Source organism: Actinocatenispora sera (assembly GCF_018324685.1).
Lineage (GTDB): Bacteria > Actinomycetota > Actinomycetes > Mycobacteriales > Micromonosporaceae > Actinocatenispora > Actinocatenispora sera.
On the sequence record NZ_AP023354.1, the window covers coordinates 2,668,761 to 2,690,730 of the forward strand.

10 protein-coding genes are annotated in these 21,970 nt (G+C 74.4%); 5 read left to right on the forward strand and 5 right to left on the reverse strand.

Annotated elements, in window-relative coordinates:
* Positions 1-117 precede the first annotated feature (117 nt).
* Positions 118-1,308 (forward strand): hypothetical protein, encoded by a 1,191-nt coding sequence (locus tag Asera_RS12855; RefSeq protein ID WP_035296165.1) that lies wholly within the window; start codon positions 118-120, stop codon positions 1,306-1,308.
* A 175-nt stretch (positions 1,309-1,483) separates the two neighbouring features.
* Here Asera_RS12855 and Asera_RS12860 read toward each other — a convergent pair whose 3' ends face one another.
* Both Asera_RS12860 and Asera_RS12865 read right to left on the reverse strand, forming a co-directional pair.
* Positions 1,484-2,686, reverse strand: a complete 1,203-nt coding sequence (locus Asera_RS12860) for an ATP-grasp domain-containing protein (protein ID WP_169745823.1) — start codon at positions 2,684-2,686, stop codon at positions 1,484-1,486.
* Positions 2,687-3,159: 473 nt separating this feature from the next.
* Entirely contained in the window at positions 3,160-3,720 is a 561-nt protein-coding gene (locus tag Asera_RS12865) for a TetR/AcrR family transcriptional regulator (RefSeq protein WP_030445700.1), read from the reverse strand.
* Positions 3,721-3,800: 80 nt separating this feature from the next.
* Between Asera_RS12865 and Asera_RS12870 the strand changes: the two genes are divergently transcribed.
* Positions 3,801-4,769 carry an NADP-dependent oxidoreductase gene (locus Asera_RS12870; RefSeq protein WP_030445699.1) on the forward strand — a complete coding sequence of 323 codons (969 nt, stop codon included), beginning with the start codon at positions 3,801-3,803 and terminating at the stop codon, positions 4,767-4,769.
* Positions 4,770-4,831: 62 nt separating this feature from the next.
* On the opposite strand, the gene Asera_RS12875 is transcribed toward Asera_RS12870, so the two are convergent.
* From Asera_RS12875 to Asera_RS12885, 3 genes are all read right to left on the reverse strand, one after another.
* Positions 4,832-10,360 (reverse strand): non-ribosomal peptide synthetase/MFS transporter, encoded by a 5,529-nt coding sequence (locus Asera_RS12875; RefSeq protein WP_030445698.1) that lies wholly within the window; start codon positions 10,358-10,360, stop codon positions 4,832-4,834.
* Between the two features lie 73 nt (positions 10,361-10,433).
* Positions 10,434-16,790 (reverse strand): non-ribosomal peptide synthetase, encoded by a 6,357-nt coding sequence (locus Asera_RS12880; RefSeq protein ID WP_051802091.1) that lies wholly within the window; start codon positions 16,788-16,790, stop codon positions 10,434-10,436.
* Positions 16,777-16,983: an MbtH family protein gene (locus Asera_RS12885; RefSeq protein WP_030445696.1), complete on the reverse strand. Its 207-nt coding sequence runs from the start codon at positions 16,981-16,983 to the stop codon at positions 16,777-16,779. Before Asera_RS12885 ends, Asera_RS12880 begins: the two co-directional genes overlap by 14 nt.
* A 330-nt stretch (positions 16,984-17,313) precedes the next feature.
* Here Asera_RS12885 and panD point away from each other — a divergent pair, with 330 nt between their 5' ends.
* The 3 genes from panD (at position 17,314) to Asera_RS12900 (ending at position 21,912) form a co-directional block, all read left to right on the forward strand.
* On the forward strand, positions 17,314-17,673 hold the full coding sequence (panD, locus tag Asera_RS12890; protein WP_051802090.1) for an aspartate 1-decarboxylase: 360 nt from the start codon (positions 17,314-17,316) through the stop codon (positions 17,671-17,673).
* Positions 17,674-17,734: 61 nt separating this feature from the next.
* Positions 17,735-19,084 carry a DUF6002 family protein gene (locus tag Asera_RS12895; protein WP_030445694.1) on the forward strand — a complete coding sequence of 450 codons (1,350 nt, stop codon included), beginning with the start codon at positions 17,735-17,737 and terminating at the stop codon, positions 19,082-19,084.
* Complete coding sequence (locus Asera_RS12900) at positions 19,081-21,912, forward strand: non-ribosomal peptide synthetase (protein ID WP_051802089.1); 2,832 nt, start codon at positions 19,081-19,083, stop codon at positions 21,910-21,912. Before Asera_RS12895 ends, Asera_RS12900 begins: the two co-directional genes overlap by 4 nt.
* The last annotated feature ends 58 nt before the right edge of the window (positions 21,913-21,970 follow it).

Below are 21,970 nucleotides of genomic sequence, written 5' to 3' on the forward strand. Positions count from 1 at the left end.
GCCCGAGGGGAAGCGACCCGCTCGCTCGCGGCGAGAGAAGGCCGGATGACCGACCCTCGGTCCGGCGGGAGAAGGCCCGATGACCGACGACGTGCCTGCCGCTGAGGAGGAGACCGGGTGACTGACACGTTGCTGGTTCTCGGTACCGGTTCGCTGGCGGGTCAGGTGTGCGGTTCGATCGCCGTGCTCGCACCGGAACCGCTGCGGCTGGTGCTGGTCGGCCGCGACCCGGGCCGGGCCGCCCGGCTCGGCTACCTGACCGCCACCCGCGCGCGGCTCGCCGGTCGTCCGGTGACCGTGCAGGTCGAGGTCGCCGACGCCACCGACCGGGCGGCGCTGGACCGGCTGGTCACCCGGTACCGGCCGGTCGGCGTCGCCTCGATCACCTCGCCGCAGTCGCCGTGGGAGCCGCAGCGCGCCCGGTCGGCCTGGACGGATCTGCTGGCGGACGCCGGGTTCGCGGTCACCCTGCCGTTCCAGGCGGTGATCGCCGCGCGCGTCGCCGAGGTACTCGCCGAGCGCGGCGGCTGGCTGATCAACGCGAGCCTGCCCGATGCGGTGAACCCGCTGCTCGCCGCGCGCGGTCCGGCGCCGTTGTGCGGCGTCGGCAACGTCGGCATCCTCGCCGCCTCGCTCGCCGCGACCCTGCCGGCCGGCGCGCCGCTGCGCGTGGTCGGGCACCACTGGCACCTGCACCGGCCGGACGACCCGACCGCCGAGGCGCGGGCATTCGTTGGTACCGAGGAGATCCCGGACGTCTCGGCCCGGCTCGCCGGTCAGCGCGGCACCCCACGGGAGACGCTCAACCAGGTCACCGGACTCGCCTCGGCCCGGGTACTGCTGGGCCTGCTCGGCACCGGCCCGGCGGCCGACAGCGTGCCCGACCGGCCGGGGCTGCCCGGTGGTGCTGCGGCGAGCGTGCCCGGACCGCTGGGGTCGCCGGGTAGGGATGCGGCGGGTGTGCCCGGCCCGACGGGGTTGCCGGGTGGTGACGCGGCGAGCGTGCCCGGACCGCTGGGGCTGCCGGGCGGCTATCCGGTACGGCTGGGGCGCGGCAGTGTCGCCCTCGACCTGCCGCCCGCGCTGGACCGGGCCACCGCCGTCGCCCTCAACGAGGACTGGAGCCGCCGCGACGGCGTCTGGGTCGACGGCTCCCGGGTGGTGTACGGCCAGCGCATCGCCGCCGCGCTGGCCGAGCACGCCCAGGACCTCGGTGCCGGCTTCCCGGCCGCCGCCCTCGACGACGCGTACACCGCCCTGTCTACTCTCCGCAGCACCCTCCGCGCCCGACCGCCACGCGACGGCTGAGCCGCCCCCGTACGGCCGGTCTGGTGCCCAGCCGGGCTGACCGGCCCGCCGTCTCGCGCTCGGTCGACCTGTCGCGGGCAGCCGGCACGAAGCGCCTAGCGAGAACGCCCGCGTACAGCCGTGCAGGCCCGGCCGGGAGCGCCCGGTTCGGCGCCGGACGCTCCCGGCCGGGGCGCTACGGCTCGACGACGAGGTGGATGGTGTCGGCGAGTTCGCGGTAGGTCTGGGACAGTTCGGCGCGGGTCTCCAGCCCGGCGACCAGGAAGTTGATCGGGAACGTCTCGTAGCTGTGGTCGAGGTGTTCGCCGATGGCGGTGGCGACCACGGTGCTGATCACGTCCGGATGGTCGCGCGCCTCGTCCAGGCCCTCGATCGCCACCAGCCGGCCGGACTCGGCACCGAACACGGTCAGCGTCGCGAGCGGCGGCGGCAGCGTCGGCGCCGCCCGCTGCGGCCGCGGCCCACCGGTGGCGAGCGCGATCAGCTCGGCGCGCGGATCGACGCCGGTCGCCACCGCGGTCAGCGGGCCGATCAGCTGGCCGCCACCGCGGCCGGCATTGACCTCGACGACGGTCGGACCGAGCCGTGGATCGTCGTACAGCTCGACGTGTGCCAGCGTGCGGTCGAGCCCGAGCGCCCGCGCCGCGGCCGCCGCGGTGCCGGCCAGCGCGGTGACCCGGTCGGCGGTCAGGTCCAGTGGTGGCCAACAGAAGCCGCACTCGAAGTGGTCCCCGTCGACCAGGAACTTGTCCAGCACCAGCACCGGCTCCGGCTCGCCGTCGCGCAGCACCAGCTCGACGCTGTACTCCCGGCCGGTCAGCATCGACTCGACCAGGAACACCCGGGTCGGGTCCAGCCGCGTCTCGGTGTCCGGGTCGACCAGCTTCCGGTCGTACATGCCACCCAGCGCGCCGGGTGACGCCGCGGCAAGCTCCCGGTACGCGGTGGCCAGGCCGGCGACGTCCGACACCCGGCGCACCAGGTTGCTGCCGCTGCCGTTGACCGGCTTCACCACCGCCGGCAACCCGACCCGTTCGGCCACCGCGGCCGCCGCCTCGGCGGAGTCGAGCAGCGCGAACCGCGGGCCGGCGAGGCCCGCGGCGGCCAGCGCGCGCCGTGCCGCGTACTTGTGTCGCGCCCGGGCCAGCGCGTCGGGCGGCGCGGCCGGCAGGCCGAGCAGCGCGGCCGCGGCCGCCGCCGCGACGATGGTGCCGTCGTGTACCGACAGGACGGCCGCCGGGACACCGCCGCACAGCGCGGTCGCGGCGTCGGCCAGCGCCTGCGGATCGGTCGGATCGTCGATCTGGCACAACTTCTCCAGCTGCGGCCGCAGCCGCGCCACCACATCGGGCGCCGCGGCCCGCCCCAGTACCGCCATCGGTGCCCATCCCGCGTCGCGTACCGCCTCGGGCAACATCGAGATTCCGGGACCGTGACTGGAAACCAACACCACACCTCGCGTCTGCGAGGACGAGAACCCCTCCACAGGGCAGCCTCCGATCGCTCCTTCGAGCACACGTGTCGGACCGCGCCGTTCGTCGCGTCGTTCGCTGGTCCAGATCCGCTGCGCCACACGGCATCGCCAGCGTCCAGGCGTGCGTCGTCTCGCGGTGGTACACCCGCTCGCCGTCCCGGGAGGGTGTGACCCGCTTTCACGCTAGGGGCTGCGTCGTGGGAGAAATCCCGGAAGACGAGCCTTCCCCACGCGGTCCCATGCGTCACCGAGCCCGCGACGGCACGATGCGCCGTGCTCGTCGACGACGGTTCGACGCGCCGTGCTCGTCAACGGGTGCGGACGCCGACCCGGCAAGCCGACGACGCACCGACCCGGTTGGCGTGGGTTGGTGGGCCTCAGCTCCCGCCGAGGGCACGGACCTCGTCGGCCGCGCGGGCGATCAGGCCGGCCAGGTCGTGCTCGGGCTCGTCGGCCCAGGAACGGCTGGCGCGCTCGAAGACCGCCATGCCGACCTGTGCGGTCAGCCGCGCGGTCGGGCGAGCGATCCCGCGCTCGGCGAGGGCGTCGGTCAGTGCGTCGACGAGGCCCGCCGTCTTGGCGTGGGCGCGTTCCTGCAGGGCGGGGGTCACGGCGATCACCTCCGCCCGCTGCCGGGCCACGGCGCGGTTGGCCACGATCAGTGGCACGGCGGCCGCGAAGGCCCGGACGACGACCTGCAGCGGGGCCAGGCCGTCCGGTGCGGCGGCGATGGCGTCGACGAGGATGGCGCGCAGCTCGGCCTCGCCGTCGAAGAGCACCTCGCGCTTGTCGGCGAAGTGGCGAAAGTAGGTGCGCTCGGTCACGTCGGCCCGTGCGGCGATCTGCGCGGTGGTGGTCTCGTCGTAGCCGCGCTCGCGGTACAGCTCGAGGGCCGCCGCGCGCAGCCGGGCGCGCGCCGGCGATCCGTCTCTGGGCATGGTCACATCGTACGTAGAGTCGGTCACTGACATTATGGTAGCGTCAGTGACTGACACTACGTACCTCGCGAGGAGCCCCCATGAGTCCCGTCCCCGCCACCGCACTGCGCTTTCACGAGTACGGCGAACCCGCCGACGTCCTGCGCCAGGACGGCGTCGAGGTCGCCGACCCCGCGCCCGGGCGCGTCCGGGTCCGCGTCGCCGCGGTCGGGCTGAACCCGGCCGACTGGGAACTCTGCCGCGGATTCCGGGCCGGAAACCTGCCGCGCGGCATCGGCTACGACGTCGCCGGGGTGATCGATGCGGTGGGCGCCGGCGTCGACGACGTCGCGCTCGGCGACCTCGTCTTCGGTACGGCGGACTTCCTCGGGCAGCCCAGCGCCGGCGCCGCCGACGTCGCGATCCTGACCAGCTGGTACCAGGTGCCCGACGGGCTCGATCCGGCCCGGGCCGCCGTGCTGCCGATGGCCCTCCAGAGCGCGGTCTGGACCCTCGACGCGATGCAGGTCGAGCCCGGGACCACCCTGCTCGTCCACGGCGCGGGTGCGATGGTCGGGTTCGCCGCGGTCCAGATCGCCCTGCGCCGCGGTGCCCGGGTCGTCGCCACCGCCGGACCCGCCTTCACCCCGGCGCTCACCGCGATGGGTGCTCAGGTCACGCCGTACGGCAGCGGCATGGTCGACCGGGTGCGCGAGCTTGCCGGCGGCCCGGTCGACCTGGTGTTCGATGCCCCGCCACCGAACCCCGGCTCCATCGCCGAGCTCATCGCCATCGCCGGGGATCCGCGCCGCGTCATGACCATCAGCAACCACGACGAGGCGCGGCGGCTGGGTGCGCTGGTGAACCTCGACCAGATCACCGCGCCGGCTCCCGCCGCCACGTTCCTGCCCCGGTACGCCGCGCTCGCGGCCGACGGGGAGTTCACCCTCCCGATCGCGCGGACCTTCCCGCTGGCCGAGTGGCGCGCCGCGGTCGAGCTCAGCATGTCCGGCCGCCCGCACGGCAAGGTCGTGCTGCTACCCGGCGCCGGCGTACCCGACGGTTCCTGACCACGACCCGCCGCACGCAGGGATCGGCGGGCCGGCCCGGCGGAGGCCGAGCGACGGGTGCCTCACGCGGCCGCCCGGGCCGAAGGAGCGGCCACCGTGTCGCGCTCCTGGGCGCCGACCAGGTCGTCAGGCACCGCATCGGGTACCAGCTCGTCGAACCGGGCCAACCGCCGCACCACCATCGCGCCGCCTGCGAGCAACGCCATCGCCACCCCGGCCAGCAGGTACACCAGGGCGATGCCGCGGCCCGGCCCGGTGCCGAGCAGCAGGCCGGCCGAACCGGCGAGCGCGCCGTGCCTGGTCATCAGCGGCTCGACCAGCCGTACCGCGAGGGGCACCAGCAGGCCGAACCCGATCGGCAGCGTGGACCAGGCGACGAGCTGGTTGATGGCGAAGACCCGGCCATGGAACCGCTGCGGCACCTTGACCTGGATGATGGTCAGGTAGATGCCGTTGACCACGGTGAGGCTCAGCGCGAGCCCGGCGACGCCGGCGCCGATCAGCCAGGCGGACGGCCGCAGCGCGGTGACCACGCAGCTCGCCGCGAGCAGCAGCATGGCGACCTGCACGCCGCGCATCCGGCGGTTCGACGGGCCGCCCCAGGCGGTCATCAGCAGCGCGCCGAGCATGCCGCCGATCGCGCTGGCGAACGAGACGCGCCCGACGGTACCGATGTCGCCGACCGTCAGCACCAGCGGCGAGATGAGCATCATCGGTGCCGCCAGGAACAGGTTGAACAGCGCGAACATCGCCAGCATGGCGCGGAAGCCGCGGTGGTGCCAGACGTAGGTGAAGCCGTGCGCGATGTCGCGGACCAGCGTCTCGCGGCGCCGCCAGCCGAGCGTGGCCGGGAACCGGACGACCAGCACGACGCCGATCGCGGCGAGGTAGCTGACCACGTCGATGGCGAGGATGCCGCCCAGGTGGATCGCGGCGAGCAGCCCGGCGGCGACCAGCGGTACCAGCAGCTGCGCCACGCCGGTGGCCAGCTGGGTGATGCCGGTGGCGTGCCCGAGGTACGCCTTGGGCACCAGTTGCGGCAGCGCCGCGGAGAACGCGAGCCGCTGGAAGGTCGCGGCGACCGACAACAGGGACAGCAACGGGTACAGCGCCCACAGGTGCAGGTGACCGCTCCACACCAGGATGCCGAGGGCCAGCTGGATGGCCATCGCGGTGCCGTCGCCGGCGAGCATCACCACCCGGCGGTTGACCCGGTCGACGATGGCGCCGGCCAGCGGCGACACCAGCAGACCCGGTACCAGGCCGAGCACGCCGAGCAGGCCGAGCTTGGACAGCGACCCGGTCGCCAGGTACACGAAGATCGGGATGGCCCAGCTGGTCAGCGACGACCCGAGCAGCGAGACGAGTTGGCCGGCCGCGACGGCGACGAACCGGCGCAGGTCGGGCTTGACGGCCCGGCGCGCCGGTGGGGTGTCGGCGCGGCTGGCGACCCCTTCCAGGTACCAGCCGTCGGCGGGGCCGCGGGCCGGCTGGGCGAGCGGTGCGGTGGCGCCGGCCTCGATCGCGGGGTGCACCCGGGTGAGGATCTCGGCGAGCTCGGTGGCGCGGTACTTGAGGAAGAAGTGCCCGGCCTGGTCGAGCACGACCGCGGCGGTGGTGTCGGTGAGGAACTGCCATTCGGTGTAGCGCTCGGCGAAGAACTCGGTGGCCGGATCCTGGTCGCCGACCACGGCGACGACCGGAGCGCCGAGGGAGGCGAGCTCGCCGTCGGTGTCCAGCAGGCCGGTGAAGTACTCCTCGGCGCTGCGCGAGTCGTGCCGCATGTTGCGGATGATGCGGCGGGCCTGGTCCGGGTCGAGGTCGTCCATGCTGACGCCCATCGACTTGAGCCAGTTCTCGTGGTTGCGGTCGGCGGACAGCCGGTCCATCGCGGCGACGCGCGACAGCGTGCGCAGCACCCCGCGCGGTTGCGCGAACGGGAAGATCGCGCCGATGTACACGGCGGTCAGCGGCCGGCGAACGGCGTGCAGCGCCCGGGCCAGCGCGACGGTGAGCGCGCCGCCGACGCCGCAGTGCCCGTACAGCACCAGCGGTCCGGTGATGCGTTCCCGGATCTCGGTGACGCACGCGTCGACCAGCTCGTCGAACGGCATCGAGTCCTGGTCCAGGCCGACGTCGTGGCCGGGGATCGCGAGCGCGTACAGGGCGTGCCCGGCGGGCAGTGCGTCGGCGAGCGGCTGGTACACGATGGCGCTGCCGCCGCCGTACGGGACGCACACGTAGGTGATGGTGACGGGCCCGGCCGGGGTCAGTTCGTGCAGGAGCTGGTTCGACCGGTCGGTGTCGCCGTCGAGCAGCGCGGCGAGCGCCCGGATCGTCTTGTGTTTGAACACGTCCAGCACGCCGACGCGGGGCCGGTCCGGCAGCGCGGTCCGCAGCCGGGCGACGACCTGGGTGGCGAGCAGGGAGTGGCCGCCGACGTCGAAGAAGTCGTCCTCGACGCCGATCGTCTCGACACCGAGCACCGCGGCCCACACGTCGTGCACGGCCCGCTCGGTGTCGGTGGCCGGCGGGCCGGACGCGGCACCGGGGCTGGAGGCGGCAGGTGCGGGCAGCGCGGCCCGGTCGAGCTTGCCGTTGGCGGTGACCGGCAGCGCCGGGACGGCAACCAGTGTCGCCGGCACCATGTAGTCGGGCAGCATCGCGCCCAGCGCGGTACGCAGCTGCGCCGGGTCGGCGTCGCCGACGAGGTAGCCGACCAGCCGCTGGTCGCCGGGCCGGTCCTCGCGCACCACCACCGCGGCGTCGCGCACCCCGGGAGCGTCACGCAGCACGGCGGCGATCTCGCCGAGTTCGATCCGCAGCCCGCGCAGCTTCACCTGGTCGTCGAGCCGGCCGAGGAACTCGATCGCGCCGTCCGCGGTGCGCACGCCGAGGTCGCCGGTGCGGTAGAGCCGGGAGCCGGGCGCGCCGTACGGGTCGGGCACGAACCGCTCCGCGGTCAGCCGTGGCCGGTCGAGGTAGCCGAGCGCCGGCGCGGCGCCGCCGAGGTACAGCTCGCCGGGCAGGCCGGCCGGGCAGGGTGCGCCGGTCGGGTCGAGCACGTGCACGGTGACGTTGTCGATCGGGGTACCGAGGGGGACCCGGGAGCGTCCGGCGAGCGACTCGGTGGTGCAGTCGGCGGCGAGCACGTCGATCGCGGCCTCGGTCGGGCCGTACAGGTTGGAAAGCGCGGTGTCGGGGTACCGGGCGAGGAAGCCGCGTGCCGCCGCGACGGGCAGTTCCTCGCCGCTGCACACCACCCGGCGCAGCGAGGTCGGGCCGGCCGCGGCGTCGTCGGCGAGGTAGGCGGCGAGCATCGACGGGACGAAGTGCGCGACGCTGACCCGGTGCCGGTCGATCGCGGTACGCAGGTAGGCCGGGTCCTTGTGGCCGTCGGGCGCGGCGAGCACCAGCCGGGCGCCGGTGCGCAGCGGCCAGAAGAACTCCCAGACCGACACGTCGAAGCTGGCCGGGGTCTTCTGCAGCACGGCGTCGTCGGGCCCGATCGGGTACGCGCGCTGCATCCAGTCGAGGCGGTTGACCACCGCGCGGTGCGCGTTGAGCACGCCCTTCGGCCTGCCGGTGGAGCCGGACGTGTAGATCAGGTACGCCGGGGTGCTCGGGTCACCGGTCCACTCCGGGTTCGTGGCCGGCTGGTCGGCCCAGGCTTCCGGATCGTCGACGAGCAGTAGCGGCATCGCGCCATCCGCTGACACCGAGCCGGGCCCGTCCTTCGTTCCGGCCGCACCGGCGCCGCCGGGCGCGCGCGTCGGCTCCGAGTCGCGCGCGGCGAGGTTGGCGTGCCCGCGGCGGCAGAGCAGGGTGCCGGCGCCGGAGTCGGCGAGCAGGTAGCGCAGCCGCTCGCGCGGATGGCCAGGGTCCAGCGGCAGGTAGGCGGCGCCGGACTTGAGCACGGCGAGCAGGGCGACCGCCAGCTCGATCGAGCGTTCCACGCACACCGCGACCACGTCGCCAGGCCCGATGCCGGTGGCGCGCAACCGATGCGCCAGCCGGTTGGCCTGCTCGTTGCACTGCCGGTAGGTCAGCGTGACGGTGTCGGTGACCAGCGCAGACGCGTCCGGGCGGGCGGCGGCCTGCGCCTCGATCGCGGCGTGCAGTGGCTCGGCCGGGATCGGTGCGGTGGCGCCGGTCGCGGCGGGCAGCTCGGCCTGCGGGTCGGCGAGAGCCAACCGGGAGACGGGGGTGTCCGGTGCGGCGAGGGCGGCCGCGAGCAGGGTCGGCAGCCTCTCGGCGAAGCCGGCGATGCGGTCGGCGTCGAACAGGTCGGTGTTGTACACGAACAGGCAGTCCAGCCCCGACTCCGCCTCGAAGACGTACAACTCCAGGTCGAACCGGGTGGACTCGGGTTCCATGGTGAACCAGCCGACGTCCAGGCCGTGCCCCTCGGCCTCGGCGGCGGAGCCGGCGCGGGCGTAGTTCTGCATCGCCAGCGTCACCGAGAACACCGGTGGCCGGCTGACGTCGCGCGGCACGTTGAGCTCGGTGACGATGTGCTCGAACGGCGTGTCCTGATGCTCGTACGCGTTGAGCGCGGTGCCGCGCACCTGCGCCACCAGGTCGGTGAACGTCGGGTCGTCGGCCAGCCGCATCCGCATCGCCAGCACGTTGGTGAACATCCCGACCAGGCCCTCGATTTCCGGCCTGGTCCGGCCGGCGATCGGGGAGCCGATCGCGAAGTCGTCCTGCCGGGCGTACCGGCCGAGCAGCGCGGCGTAGCCGGCCAGCAGCGTCATGTACAGCGTCGCGCCGTGGCCGCGGGCGAACTCGCGGATCGCGTCGGTGAGCGGCGCATCGACGTGGAACCGGTGGGTGTCGCCGGCGAAGGTCTGCTCGGCCGGTCGGGGCCGGTCGGTCGGCAGCTCCAGCGGCGGCACGGTGGCAAGCTCGCGCCGCCAGTAGTCCAGGTCGCGGCGGGCCGGTGCGCTGCCCTGCGTCGCGCGCTGCCAGGCGGCGAAGTCGCGGTACCGCACCGCCGGTTCGGCCAGCGGCTCGCCGGCGCGGTACGCCCGGAGCAGGTCGGTGACCAGCACGTCGGTCGACCAGCCGTCGATCGCGATGTGGTGCACGTCGAGCACCAGCAGGTGGTCGTCGGTGGCGATGCGGACCAGGCAGGCACGGATCGGCGGCTCGGTGGTCAGGTCGAACGGGAACGCCAGCTCGGTGCGTACCGCGGTCTCCACCGCGCGTTCGTCGCCGTCCACCGCAATCGTCGGCAGCGGTACCGGTTTCGGCGGGTCGACGACGATGCGGGGCCGGCCGTCGTCGGTGGCGGGAAAGCGCATCCGCAGCGTCTCGTGCCGCCGGCACACCTCGGTCAGCGCCGCCGCCATCGCCTCGGCGTCCACCGGGCCGCGCAGCCGCAGCACCACCGGGACGGTGTAGGCGGTACTGCCGGGCACCAGCTGGTCCATGAACCACAGCCGTTCCTGCGCGTACGACAGGATCGGCTCGGCATTGTCGGCGCAGCGCTCGATCGTGCCGGGCGTCTCGGCGTGCGCGGTACGGGCCCGGCGCAGCCGGTCAGCGAGCAGCGCCCGCTTGGCGTCGGGGAGCTTGGCGGTGGTCATCGGCGCTCCTCCCTGCTCGTCGGCCAGCGACCCCACCGGCCGGATCCCCGCCGCCGCAACGGATCCGACGGCATCATCGTGGTCCGGTCAGCTCGGCGTCGGCGTGCTCGTCGATGTCGTCGAGCAGCAGCCGTTCCAGCTCGGCCGCGAACCCGCGCACGGTCGGATGGCCGAACAGGGTACGGATCGGGATCGGCAGCTCGACCGCGGCGCTGAGCCGGGCCACCGCGCGGGTGGCGAGCAGCGAGTGGCCGCCGAGGTCGAAGAAGTTGTCGGTGGCGGCGAGCGAACCGCGACCGAGCGTCTCCGCCCACACCTGCGCGACCAACTCCTCGGCGTCGCCATCCGGCGCCACCGCGTCTCCGGTGTCCGGCGCGTCCGGCGCGGGCAGCGCGGCGCGGTCGAGCTTCCCGTTGGCGGTCAACGGAAGCCGGTCGAGCGGGACGATCGCGGCCGGCAGCAGGTGGGCGGGCAGCACGGTGGCCAGGTCGGCCCGCAGCGCCGTCGCGTCGGCGGTACCGACGACGTAGCCGACCAGGTAGGGCTGGTCGCTCGGGTCGCGGTGCACCAGCACCGCGGCTTGCGTGACACCCGGGCGGGCCGCCAGCGCCGCCTCGACCTCGCCCGGCTCGACCCGGTGGCCGCGCACCTTGACCTGCTCGTCGAACCGGCCGAGGAACTCCAGCTGCCCGTCGGCGCGCCAGCGGACCCGGTCGCCGGTGCGATACCAGCGCTCGCCGTTCGGCGCCGGTACGAAGGCAGCGGCGGTCGCCGCGGGCCGGCCGAGGTAGCCGCGGGCGATGCCGGCGCCGCCGAGGTACAGCTCGCCGGCGACACCGGTCGGGACGCGCCGGCCGGCCGGGTCGAGCACGGCGACCCGGGTGTCGCCGACCGGCCGGCCGATCGGCAGCCGGTGCGACAGCTCGACGCGGGTCAGGTCGGCCGCGGTGGCGATGATCGTCGCCTCGGTCGGCCCGTACGTGTTGAGCACCCGCACGTGCTCACCCACCCGCCGCCGCCAGGCCGCGAGCGCCTCGGTAGCGACCTGGTCGCCGCCGAGGATCAGCAGCCGCAGCCCGGCCGGCCAGTCGACCAGGTCCGTACCGACCAGCTCGTGCCAGTACGAGGTGGGCAGGTCCAGCACCGTCGCGGTGGCGCCGTCCCCACCGCGCAGGTAGTCGGGCAGCTCGGTGGCGGCCCCGTCGGGCACCAGGGTGGTGGCGCCGCACGACAGGGCCGGCCACAGCTCCTCGGCGTGCGTGTCGAAGCTGGTCGAGGCGAACTGGACGACGCGGTCGTCGCCGGTGATCTCGTAGTGCTCGGCCATCCAGGCGACCCGGGCGGCGAGCGCCCGGTGCGGCACCCCGACCGCCTTGGGCGCGCCGGTGGAGCCGGAGGTGTAGCAGACGTAGGCGAGCTCGTCCGGCCCGCTGCCGGCCGGAAGTGGCCCGGCACCCGCCTCGTCCGGCCGGACGACGGTGAGCTCGGGCCAGGTGTCGGTGGTGCCGATCACGTGCCGCACCCCGCTGTCGGCGACCATGTACGCCAGCCGGGCGGCGGGGTAGTGCGGGTCCAGTGCGAGGTAGCCGGCACCGGCCCGCCAGCAGGCGAGCATCCCGGCGATCGCGTCCGGCCCCGGCGGCAGGTGCACGCCGACCACCGCGCCGGGACGCACTCCGGCGTCGACGAGCCGGGCCGCCAGCCGGTCCGCCTGACCGAACAGCTCGGCGTAGCGCACGTCGCGACCGGCGTACCGGATGGCGATCCGTTCCGCGGCGACGGCCGCGACCCGCGCCGGCACCAGCTCGTACGGCGCCAGGGCCGGCCCCTGTTCGGCCGCGCGGAGCCGTTCCCGCTCGTCGCCGGTCAGAAGGTCTACTGTGGACAGTGCGGCGTCCGGTGCGGTGGCCACGGCACGCAGCAGCACCTCGAACCGGGCGGCGAGCCGGTCGATGGTGGCCCGGTCGAACAGCTCGGCGGCGAAGGTGAACCGGGTGTGCAGCCCGCCGCCCGCCTCCCGCCACGCCTCCAGGGTCAGGTCGCAGGTGGCCGGATGGTCGCCCTCGTCGTACGAGGTGGCGGACAGCCCGGCGAACTCGGCCCGCGAGGTGCCCTGGTTCTGGAACGTGAACACCGCCTGGAACACCGGGGTGCGGCTGGTGTCGCGCGGCAGCTTGAGCTCCGCGGTCAGCGTCTCGAACGGCACGTGCTGGTGCTGGTAGGCGGCGAGCGTGGTGGCCCGGGTGCGGTGCAGCACCTCGATGAAGGACGGGTCGCCCGACAATGCACCGCGCAGCACCAGGGTGTTGGTGAAGTAGCCGATCAGCGGTTCGAACTCCAGCCGGTCCCGGCCGGCGATCGGCGCGCCGACCAGCACGTCGTCCTGGCCGGCGTGCCGGCCGAGCAGCACCTGGTAGGCGGCCAGCAGCAGCATGAACATGGTGCTCTGCTCGGCCGCGGCCAGCGCGGCGAGCCGGTCGGTCAGCTGCGGGTCGAGGTCGCGCACCACCCGGCCGCCGGCCGAGCCGCGCACGGCCGGCCGGGGCCGGTCGGTCGGCAGCTCCAGGGTCGGCGGATCGGCCAGCGAATCGCGCCAGTGCGCCAGCGACGCCTCGGCGTCGGGCCCGGTCAGTACCGCCTGCTGCCAGGCGACGTGGTCGCCGTAGTGATGCGGCAACGCCGGCAGCGCGCGGCCGGAGTAGGCGGCGGCCAGCTCGTCCAGCAGTACCGTCATCGACCAGCCGTCGGCGACGATGTGGTGCAGCACCATGCACAGCACGTGCTCGTCGGCGGCGACCGCGATCAGCGTGGGCCGCAGCAACGGCCCGGCGGTCAGGTCGAACGGGCGCCGCAGCCGGTCGGCCACCGCAGCCGCGGCGGCGCCGCCGGGGTCGGCCTGGTCGCGGCAGTCCAGGTGCTCCCAGCCGACCGCCGCCGGCGCCGCCACCACCTGCCGGCCCTGCCCGTCGTGGTCGACGAACCGGGTGCGCAGCGAGGCGTGCCGGGCCACCACGGTGTCCAGCGCGCGACGCAGCGCGTCGCGGTCGAGCGGGCCGTGCAGCCGCCGCACGATCGGCACGTTGTACGCCGGGTCGGCCGGGTCGAGCTGGTGCAGGAACCACAGCCGCTGCTGACCGGCCGACAGCGGCAGCTCACCGAGCTCGTCGGTGTGCGGCACCGCGATCGTGCCGGCGCCGGCGCGGGCGGCGGCCACCGCGCGGGCCAGTCCGGCAACGGTCGGCTCGGCGAACATCGCGCCGAGCGTCACCTCGACGCTGAGCACGGCGCGGATACGGGCCAGGATCGCGGCGGCCCGCAGCGAGTGGCCGCCCAGCGCGAAGAAGTCGTCGTCGGGGCCGATCGCGGCCACCCCGAGTACCTGGGACCAGATGCCGGCGACCGCCTCCTCGTCGGTGCTGCGGTAGCGCGCGTCGCCGGTACCGGCCGGGCCGGTCGGGGTGGGCAGCGCGGCCCGGTCGAGCTTGCCGCTGGGCGAGACCGGCAACCGGTCGACGGTGCTGAGCACGGCCGGCACCGCGGCCTCGGGCAGCGTCGCGCGCAGCGTGGCCCGGTCCGGCGGGGTACCGACCACCCAGCCGACCAGGATCTGCTCGCCGGTCGCGTCCCGGCGCAGATCGGCGGCCGCGGCCCGCACCCCGGGCGCGGCCCGCAACGCCGCCTCCACCTCGCCGAGCTCGATCCGCTGGCCGCGGATCTTGACCTGGCCGTCGCGGCGGCCGCGGAACTCCAGCACGCCGCCGTCCGGACGCCACCGACCCAGATCGCCGGTGCGGTAGAGCCGGGAGCCGGGCGGCCCGTACGGGTCGGGCACGAAGCTGGCCGCGGTCGCGGCCGGGCGGTGCAGGTAGCCGATCGCCGGCGCGACGCCACCGAGGCAGATCTCGCCCACCGTGCCCGGAGGTACCGGCCGGAGCTGCTCGTCGAGCACGTACACCGCGACGTTGTCGATCGGCGTGCCGAGCGGGACCGCGGCCAGGTCGGCGAGCGCGTCGGGTGCGCAGTGCCAGGCGGTGACGTCCACCGCGGCCTCGGTCGGGCCGTACAGGTTGTGCAGCGCGGCGGGCAGCATCGCCACGCAGCGCCGGGCCAGCGCCACCGGCAGCTCCTCGCCGCTGGTGACGATGCGCCGCAGGGTGTGGCCCGGCCGGACCGTCGGCACCCTCTCGCCGGCGCCGACCGGTAATCCGCCGGGGGCGGCACGGGCCGGCAATCCGCCTGGGGCGGTGAGGGCCGGCGGTGCTTCCGGGCCGGCGTCCGCCGAGAGTGCGTCGAGGAACGGGCCGAGCATCGACGGGACGAAGTGCGCGGTGGTCACCCCGGCGCGGTCGACCAGTTCGGACAGGTAGGCCGGATCGCGGTGCCCACCGGGCCGGGCGAACACCACCCGCGCCCCGGTCAGCAGCGGCCAGAACAGCTCCCACACCGACACGTCGAAGCTGATCGGCGTCTTCTGCAGGACGGCGTCGTCCGCGCCGATGGCGAACCGGCGCTGCATCCAGCAAAGCCGGTTGACGATGGCGCGATGGCTGGTCAGCACCCCCTTGGGCCGGCCGGTCGAGCCGGAGGTGTAGATCAGGTACGCGGCGTCGCCCGGGTCCCGGCCCGATCCGGCATTTGTCGCGCCCACATCGGCGTGCGATCCGACGCCGGTGTCTCCCGCATCGGCCTGCGATCCGGCGCCGGCGCCGGGATGCGCGGGGTCGCCCCCGGCGATCGGATCGTCCAGGCAGCGGATCCTGGCGTCGGTGGCCGGCAGCCCGTCGAGCCGGGCACGGTCGGCCAGCAGCACCGGCGCGGCGGCGTCGTCGAGCATCAACCGGACCCGGTCGGCCGGATAGCCCGGGTCCACGGGCAGGTAGTGGCCACCGGCGCGCAGCACCGCGAGCAGCGCGACCAGCAGGTTCGGTCCGCGGTCGGCGCAGACCGCGACCGGGACGCCCGGCCCGACGCCGGCCTCGGTGAGCTCGGCGGCGAGCGCGCCGGCCCGCTGCCACAGCAGCTCGTAGCTCAGCTCACCGCTCTCGGCGACCACGGCGGTCGCCTCGGGACTGCGCCGTACCTGCGCGCCGATCAGCTCGTCGAGAGTGGCCTCGGGGTAGGGCACCGGCACCGGGGCGGCGGTGGCCGCGGCGAGCTCCTCGTCGGTGAGCAACGGCAGCGCGCCGATGCGCTGCTGCGGCGCGGCCAGTCCGGCGGCGAGCAGCCGCTGGTACCGGTCGGCGAACGCGGCGATGGTGGCGGCGTCGAACAGGTCGGTGCGGTACTCGATCCGGCCGGTCGAGGTGGCGAGCTCCAGCAGCAGGTCGTCGCGGGCGGTGCCGTAGCTGGCGTCCAGGCCGGAGTGCGGCAGGTGGTTGAACGACAGCTGGTACAGCGGGCGCACCGCCGGGTCGCGGTCCAGCCCGAGCCGGTCGACCAGCAGCTGTACCGGCACGTCGGCGTGCTCGTGCGCGCCGAGCACGGCCTCACGCACCCGGCCGACCAGTTCGGCGAAGCTGGGGTCGCCGCCGGTGTCGACGCGGATCACCACGGGGTTGACGAACATTCCGATCAGCGGGGCGAGTTCGGGCCGGTCCCGGCCGTCGACGGGCAGCCCGACGACGATGTCGGTGCGGCCGGAAAGCCGGGCCAGAAGCGCGATGTAGCCGGCCAGCAGCACCATCGCCTCGGTCGCCGACAGCGCCCGGGCGGTGTCGGCGAGCCGCCCGGTGACGCCGGCGGTCAACGCGAACCGGTGCTCGGCGCCGACGAACGAGGCGTGTTGCGGTCGGGGCCGGTCGGTGGGCAGCTCGTGCACGGCGGGAAGGCCGGCGAGCCGGTCGAGCCAGTAGCCGACCGGGCCCGAGTCGCCGGTGACCTGCTCACGCTGCCACGCCGCCCAGTCCGCGTACTGGATGGCCAGCTCCGGCAGCACCGGCGGGCGGCCGGCCGTGGCCGCGACGAGCAGCTCGGTGAGGTCGGTGCGCAGGATGGCGAGCGAGCCGGCGTCGAACACGGCGTGGTGCACGACCAGCAGCAGCAGCCGGCCGCGCTCGCCGCGGTCGAGCACGGTGGCGTGCCACAGCGGTGCGGTGTCGATCGGCATCGGGCGGGCGACCAGGCTGCGGACCGCGTCGGTGAAGGCGTCCTCGTCCGGGCCGATGGACAGCGTCGGGCAGTCGACCGGCACGCTCGGCGCGATCTCCTGTACCAGGCCGTCGGTGGTCAGCCGGAGCGCGGTGCGCAGCGGCTCGTGCCGGTCGGCCAGCCCGCGCAGCGCCGTGACGATGGCGGCGGTACCCGCGTCGGCGGGCAGCGGCAGCGGCGCGATCACGTGGTACACCGGGGATTCCGGGTCGAGCTGGTTGGCCAGCCAGACCCGCTCCTGCGCGTACGACGCCGCCGTGACGAACGGGTCAGCCACGGTCACCGGCCTGCTCGGTCGCCGCCCGCAGGCTGGCCGGCCGCAGGTCGGTCCAGACCTTCTCGATGTGGTCCAGGCAGTCGTCCAGCGATCCGGTGACACCCGACCGGTGCCATCCGGACGGCGGCTCGCGGTCGGTCGGCCAGGTTGAGTACTGACCTTGGTCGTTGTGCACCACGCTGTGCAACTTGTTGGTCATGCCAACTCCTCCAGTCGTGTCGTCGGAGTACGTCAGTCCAACCGCACCGCTACCGGGCATGCAGACGATAGCCGACCGGCGCAAGGCCAAAACGGCCTAAATCCGTTATGTTCCAGGGGTTTGCGCCTGATCTGCTGACAGGGGTTGCCACTGTCTCAGACCGTACTTACGATCGCCGCAGGTCACCGCGAGACCCACGATGACCGATACCGAGGTCATCGCGACCTCTTCCTAGCGACTCGGTCCGACCGACGGGTGCCGCATCATTCCGGCGATACGGATGCCGGTCTGCGCTGCGCCATCACCTTTCGACGGGGAGTGAACTGGCGCATGTTCCGGACGATGCTGCGAGCCAAGATCCATCGAGCCACCGTCACCCGGGCCGACCTGCACTACGTCGGATCGATCACCGTGGACGCCGAGCTGATGGAGGCGGCCGACCTGGCGCCGAACGAGCTGGTGCACGTCGTGGACATCAACAACGGTGCGCGGCTGGAAACCTACGTGATCGAGGGCGCCGCCGGCTCCGGCGAGATCGGCATGAACGGCGCCGCGGCCCGGCTCATCCAGCCCGGCGACCTGATCATCATCATCGCCTACGGCATCGTCGCCGACGGCGAGAAGGTCGAGCCGCGCATCGTGCATGTGAACGCCGCCAACCGGATCGTCGACCCGGTGCCGAGCGCCTGAGGCTCGTCGTTTCCGCTCCGCCGTACGATCCACCGGCCTGCATGCACGGGAGACGCCAACGATGTCGCACCCGCCGACCGCGAACCTGATCCTCGACTACTACGACCGGCTGCCCGAGGTGGTGGCCGCCCGGGTGCACGACCCGTCGCCGGTCACCGACCCGGTTGCGTTCTCGCCCGGATTCCGGTTCCCGGAACTCGACGACGGGCTGCGCGAGTTCTTCTCGGTGGCGACCGCGTGTTGGTGGCAGCTGGGCGAGCACGACTCGCACCGGTTGCAGCTGCTGGATCTGACCCGCGCCCCCGGCACCCGCACGACCAAGACGCTGGCCTCGTTGCTGATCGTGGCGCGGGCCGTGGAGTTCATCCGGCAGACCGGCGAGCCGGTGCTGATCTTCACGCCGACCTCAGCGAACAAGGGCACCGCGCTGCGCGACGCGGTGCAGCGGGCGATCCGCTGCGGCCTGGTCACTCCGGATCAGCTGCGGGTCGCGATCGTGGCACCGGCCAGCTGCCTGCCCAAGCTGCGCGGCGGCCTGTCCACCGGCGACGTCGCGCTGGATCCGCGCCGTCACCCGATCTTCCTGTACGACGGGGAGAGTCCGGAGGGCGTCAAGGCGCTGGCGCGCGAGTTCGCCGACCGGTACGCGGGCAAGATCGGCGCACATCTGTGGTTTTCCCTGGAACTTCGTAACTATCTGGTCGCGGACGCGGCGCGGGCGTTCTTCGAGCACGACGTGGCGCCCACCGTCGGTGCCGCGCCACGCTGGCACGCCCACGCGGTGTCCAGCGCGTTCGGGCTGCTCGGCTACAACCTGGGCCGCGACGTGCTGGAGGAGCGCGGCATGGCCGAAGCGGCGCAACGGCCCGGGTTCCTGCTGGTACAGCATCTCGACACTCCGGACATGGTGCTCAGCCTGCGCCGCGGCGGGTTCGACCGCAGCCTGCTGCCCACCTACCGCTACGGCGGCGGGCTGTACCGGCAGGAGGCCGATCCGCACTTCCCGGCCGCCACGTTCGATCCGGACGAGGTGCTGGACCCGACGTTCTACTCGCACGCGCCGGCCACCTCGCCGGCGATGAACGAGCTGATCGCCCGGTACGGCGGCGACGGCGTCGTCGTCTCGCTGTACGAGTGCCTGCAGCGTTACCCGCAGATCCGCGAGCTGCTGGCCGCGACCGACCGGCCGGTGCCCGCCGACCCCCGCCGGTTGCGGGAGTTCTCCCTCGTGATGGCGCTGACCGGCGTGCTGAACGCGGTGCAGCGCAGGCTCGTGCCGGACGGGACCGACCTCGTCGTACACGCCTCCGGCAGCTACACCGTCGACGACTATCCACCACTCGCCGCGGCCGACACGGTGCCGGTGCGCAGCGTGGCCGACATCGCCAAGGTCCTGCTGGGCACCTCGTGACCACGATCGGCTCCCGCTACCCGTCGGCGCCGCCGGATGCGTTGCGGCGCACCGCAACCGTCGACGTCGACCGGGTGGCAGCCCGACTGCCGGCGTGGCGCGAGGCGCATCCCGGGTGGCGGATCGCCTGGAGCGAGGCGCATCCCGGGTGGCCGGCCGGTCCCGGCGCGAAGCGGCTCACCGTCGAGGTCGACGCCGGATTCGACCACCGGTTGCTCGCCGCGGCCTGGGCCGACCTCCTCGGCCGGCCACACCGGCCCCCGATCCCGACCGGGCCCGATCCGGTGGCGCCCGCGGCCCGGCCCGACTGGGTGCCGGCGGAGCTGGCGCCGGGGCGGGTCGTCGAGGCACGGTACGGCGTCGACGGCTGGTGCGCCGTGCCGGTCGACGACCCGGGCTCGCCGCGGCAGGTGCACTCCGCGCTGCGCGCGGTGCTGACGCGCTACACCGGTACCGTCGGGTTCCCGATCGCCCGGGCGGTCGCCGGTGCGGCCGGTCTGCGGCTGGTGCTGACCGGCGCCGAGGACGACGAGCCCGCCGCCGAGCCGACCCCGGTGCCCGACGGCATGCCGTACCGGCAGGCGCCCGCCGCGGCCTCGATCTGGCTGGTGGCCGGCGACGCGGTGCTGCCGGAGTTCTCCGACGACGTGGCCGAGCTGGTCCTGGCCAACGGCTGGTATCCCTGCGATCTGGTCGTGGTGGTGGCCGGGAACCGGATCTGGCTCGGCCACGACCGGCAGGTGGTCGACGACGAGCTCGCCGAGTGCCTGGCCGCCGACCTCGCCGCCACGCTGCGAACCGGCGGGTTGCCGGACCGGATGACGATCGAGTGCCCGCAACCACCCGAACTCGGTGCCCGGCACCGGCCCTCGACCGCGTGGCGCCCGGCGCGGCGCACCGGCACCGTGCTCGGCCGGTTCGCTGAGCTGGCCGCGACGCAGCCCGATCGGCCCGCCGTGCTGGCCGACGACGGCAGCCTCAGCTACGCCGAGCTGGCCGCCGCGGCCGGCGGCGTCGCGCGCGCGATCGGCGCCGAATCCCCGGCGGGTGGCCGGGTCGCGGTCCTGCTCGGGCACGGCACCGGTGTCGTAGCGGCGATTCTCGGCACGCTCGCCGCGGGCGCCGCCTACGTGCCGGCCGACCCGTCGTACCCGCCGGCTCGGCTGGCGCACCTGCTGCGCGACTCCGGCGTGCACACCGTCCTGGTCGATTCGCGTACCCGCCGGCTCGCCGCGGAACTGGGCGCGCCGCGCGTGGTCGACGTGTCCGCGGTGCCTGCCGCGCCGTTGCCCGTGCCGGACACCGACCTGGACGCCGAGGCGTACGTGCTGTACACGTCCGGGTCGACCGGGCTGCCCAAGGGCGTCGTGCAGAGCCACCGCAACGTGCTGTTCGCTGCCGGCAACCATATCGACAACGCCCGCATCGATCCGGACGACCGGGTCGCGGTGCTCAGCTCGTTCAGCTTCGACATGGCGATCACCGACCTGTTCTCGGCGCTGCTGTCCGGCTCGGCTGCGGTGCCGGTGGACATCCGCACCCACGGGCTGCTGCACCTGGTGGAAGCGTTGCGGGACCGCAAGGTCAGCATCTACCACTCGACGCCGACGGTGTACCGGCACCTGGTCGCGGCGCTGGAGGGCGGGCGGCTGCCGGCGATCCGGGTGGTACTGCTGGGCGGCGAGGTGGTGCACGCCGCCGACGCGGAAGCCTACTGGCGGCACTTCGCGCCGGACGGCGTGTTCGTCAACGGGTACGGCGCGACCGAGATCAGCTTCATCGCGCAGGATCACCTGACCGCGCCGCCCACCGGCGGAGTCGTACCGGTCGGGCATCCGCTGCCCGGCATCGACGTGACGCTGTGCACGCCGGAGGGCGCGCCGGCCGCGCTGGTCGGCGAGATCGTGGTACATAGCCGGCACCTCGCGCTCGGGTACGTCGGGCGGCCGTTCCCCGCCGTCGGCGAGGCGCGCACCTACCGCACCGGCGACCTGGCTCGGCGGCTGCCCGACGGCCGCCTGGTGCACCTGGGCCGGGTCGACCGCCAGGTGAAGATCCGTGGCTACCGGGTCGAACTGGGCGAGATCGAGGCGGTACTGGCCGGGCTGCCCGGCGTCCGCCAGGCCGTCGCCGTGGCCCGCGACCGGACCGCCGCCGGTGCCCTGCCGCCGGAGCGGGAGCTGATCTGCTACGCCGCCGGGGCGACCGGGCTCGATGCGGGCGGGTTGCTGGCGCGGCTGTCGGAACGGCTGCCGCACTACCTGGTGCCGCGGGCGGTGGTGGTGCTCGACCAGCTGCCGACCACCCCGACCGGCAAGGTGGACGTCGCCGCGTTGCCCGCGGCGCCGGTCGTCACCGCGACCGCTGCGCTGCCGGACGATCCGCTGGTGCGCGCCGTGGCCGCCGCGTGGTGCGCGGAGCTGGGGGTGCCGTCGGTGCGCCTCGATCGCAACTTCTTCGACCTGGGCGGCCATTCGCTGGCGCTGGCCGGAGTGCAACGCCGCCTGGAACGCGACCTGTCGGTGCGGCTGCCGCTGCTCGACCTGTTCGAGTATCCGACGGTCACCGCACTCGCCGCCCGGATCGCCACGGCTCGCCGTGACATCGCTGGGGCGTCCACAGTGGACGAGACCGCGGCTGGCGCCGACCGGTCTGCGGTGGACCCGGCGGCTGCCGACAGGGCTGCAGTGGACGGAAGCGCGGCTGCTGCCGAGAGGTCCACGGTGGGCGGCGACCCGGCCCGGCGGGGTGGGGTGGCCACGAGCGTCGGCGGGGATCGGCTCGCGGCGCGGATGGCCCGACGGGCGGCCCGGCGGAGCGCCCGATGAGCGGCGCGAGTCACGGCCTGCGCGGTGCCGCGCCGGGCATCGGGCCACGGGGGACCGC

Excerpts from the sequence above, each read along its gene's own strand:
- Asera_RS12860 (WP_169745823.1), bottom strand. The coding sequence starts at position 2,686 with ATGGCGGTACTGGGGCGGGCCGCGGCGCCCGATGTGGTGGCGCGGCTG.
- Asera_RS12865 (WP_030445700.1), bottom strand. The coding sequence starts at position 3,720 with ATGCCCAGAGACGGATCGCCGGCGCGCGCCCGGCTGCGCGCGGCGGCC.
- Asera_RS12870 (WP_030445699.1), top strand. The coding sequence starts at position 3,801 with ATGAGTCCCGTCCCCGCCACCGCACTGCGCTTTCACGAGTACGGCGAA.
- Asera_RS12875 (WP_030445698.1), bottom strand. The coding sequence starts at position 10,360 with ATGACCACCGCCAAGCTCCCCGACGCCAAGCGGGCGCTGCTCGCTGAC.
- Asera_RS12885 (WP_030445696.1), bottom strand. The coding sequence starts at position 16,983 with ATGACCAACAAGTTGCACAGCGTGGTGCACAACGACCAAGGTCAGTAC.
- panD (WP_051802090.1), top strand. The coding sequence starts at position 17,314 with ATGTTCCGGACGATGCTGCGAGCCAAGATCCATCGAGCCACCGTCACC.
- Asera_RS12895 (WP_030445694.1), top strand. The coding sequence starts at position 17,735 with ATGTCGCACCCGCCGACCGCGAACCTGATCCTCGACTACTACGACCGG.